The 1348-nt window shown below is 26.5% G+C and carries 3 protein-coding genes; 1 reads left to right on the forward strand and 2 read right to left on the reverse strand.

Annotated features, from left to right (window positions below):
* Positions 1-107: 107 nt before the first annotated feature.
* Positions 108-260, reverse strand: coding sequence for a hypothetical protein (locus tag E6248_RS16095; protein WP_316341777.1), 153 nt, complete (start codon positions 258-260; stop codon positions 108-110).
* A gap of 62 nt (positions 261-322) precedes the next feature.
* Between E6248_RS16095 and E6248_RS16100 the strand changes: the two genes are divergently transcribed.
* On the forward strand, positions 323-697 hold the full coding sequence (locus tag E6248_RS16100) for an HNH endonuclease signature motif containing protein (RefSeq protein ID WP_316341778.1): 375 nt from the start codon (positions 323-325) through the stop codon (positions 695-697).
* A 79-nt stretch (positions 698-776) separates the two neighbouring features.
* Here E6248_RS16100 and E6248_RS16105 read toward each other — a convergent pair whose 3' ends face one another.
* A complete protein-coding gene (locus tag E6248_RS16105) occupies positions 777-1088 on the reverse strand; it encodes a hypothetical protein (RefSeq protein ID WP_316341779.1) in 312 nt (103 codons plus the stop codon).
* Positions 1089-1348 lie beyond the last annotated feature (260 nt).

Below are 1348 nucleotides of genomic sequence, written 5' to 3' on the forward strand. Positions count from 1 at the left end.
GTCAGTCGTTGCAATTATATCATAGGAGTTTTTTCTGTTCAGAGCTTAAGCCATTTTATCCACTGGCATAGCCAGTGGTTTTCAATACAATAAAAAAAGAAGGAAATTTATTTTTCCTTCTTCTTATCTTCTAACATTTTTTCATATATGAGTTGCTTAATATAAGCTGATGTACCTATTATCCTCGCTTTTTCTCTTAAGTATTCCAACAATTCTACATCATCACCTGTCTCTTTAAAACTGATACCTACTTTAACCATTCTCCCACCCCTCATGTATATTTTACCATATTTAAGGAAATAATTATATAGAAGGTGATTATATGTATTTTATATTACTAGTCATTATAGTAATTTTTGTATCAATTTTATGTTCAATATTAGTTTCTAAAAATGAAGATATAAAAGATAAAATGTTCTTAGAGAGAAAGAACGATAGAATATATAAAGATTTTATAGAACTATCTAAAAAAGATAAAAGAAAAATAGAATATAAAGAGTACTTAAATGGTGAGCATTGGAAAGAGATTAGATTAAAAGCTTTAGATAGAGCAGGTAATAGATGCCAACTTTGTTGCAAGACTGATAATTTAAATGTCCATCATAACACCTATGAAAATATAGGAAATGAGGATTTAAAAGATCTAGTAGTCTTATGTAGAGAATGTCACGCAAAATTTCATGATAAACTTTATTAACATTTAGGATAAAAAATAAAGCTACTATTTTATAGCAGCTTCTTCTCTCCAACTAAATATATGTATATAGACTATATTACTATTCTTTTTTAATCAACATATCCAATTTATTATTTAAATCCCCTAACTGTTTTATAACTAGCCAATTTTGTTCTACTAAAGCACTTAAGTAAGTTACCTTTGCTTGTTCCTCTGCCTTAGAAAATGATAATGCCATACCTATTTTAAAAAATCCATTACCCGCTAGATCCGTTGATATTCTTTTCAAAACTTCTAAATCTTCAATTGATAAATTTTTTAAATTATATCTATTCATAAATTTTTCTAATTCTTTTTTCTCTTTTTCTTGTGCTTTTTGAATTTTATCCTCTTTACTTCCGAATACACCCATGCTATATACCTCCTAATCATTATATATTGATTATATAATATCTACATATTTTGTCAATAATTAGGTGAGGTGATTATATGTTATTTAGAATAATTATATTGCTACTACAGCTAGCTGCAATTTTAATTTTAATAAGTATCTTACAATATAAGTTTATAAAATATTTTAAAGACAAACCCGAACGTGTTTTAAAGCTATTTTCTTCTTATAGAGATCTAAAGAAATTTCAAAGCGAAGATAAAAAGCACCCTTAACTAGAG

Source organism: Clostridium sp., assembly GCF_032552055.1.
Taxonomy (GTDB): Bacteria; Bacillota; Clostridia; order Clostridiales; family Clostridiaceae; genus Clostridium.

What these genes read in the sequence shown, in the direction of transcription:
- E6248_RS16095 (WP_316341777.1), bottom strand. Translation starts at nt 260, where the DNA reads ATGGTTAAAGTAGGTATCAGTTTTAAAGAGACAGGTGATGATGTAGAA.
- E6248_RS16100 (WP_316341778.1), top strand. Translation starts at nt 323, where the DNA reads ATGTATTTTATATTACTAGTCATTATAGTAATTTTTGTATCAATTTTA.
- E6248_RS16105 (WP_316341779.1), bottom strand. Translation starts at nt 1,088, where the DNA reads ATGGGTGTATTCGGAAGTAAAGAGGATAAAATTCAAAAAGCACAAGAA.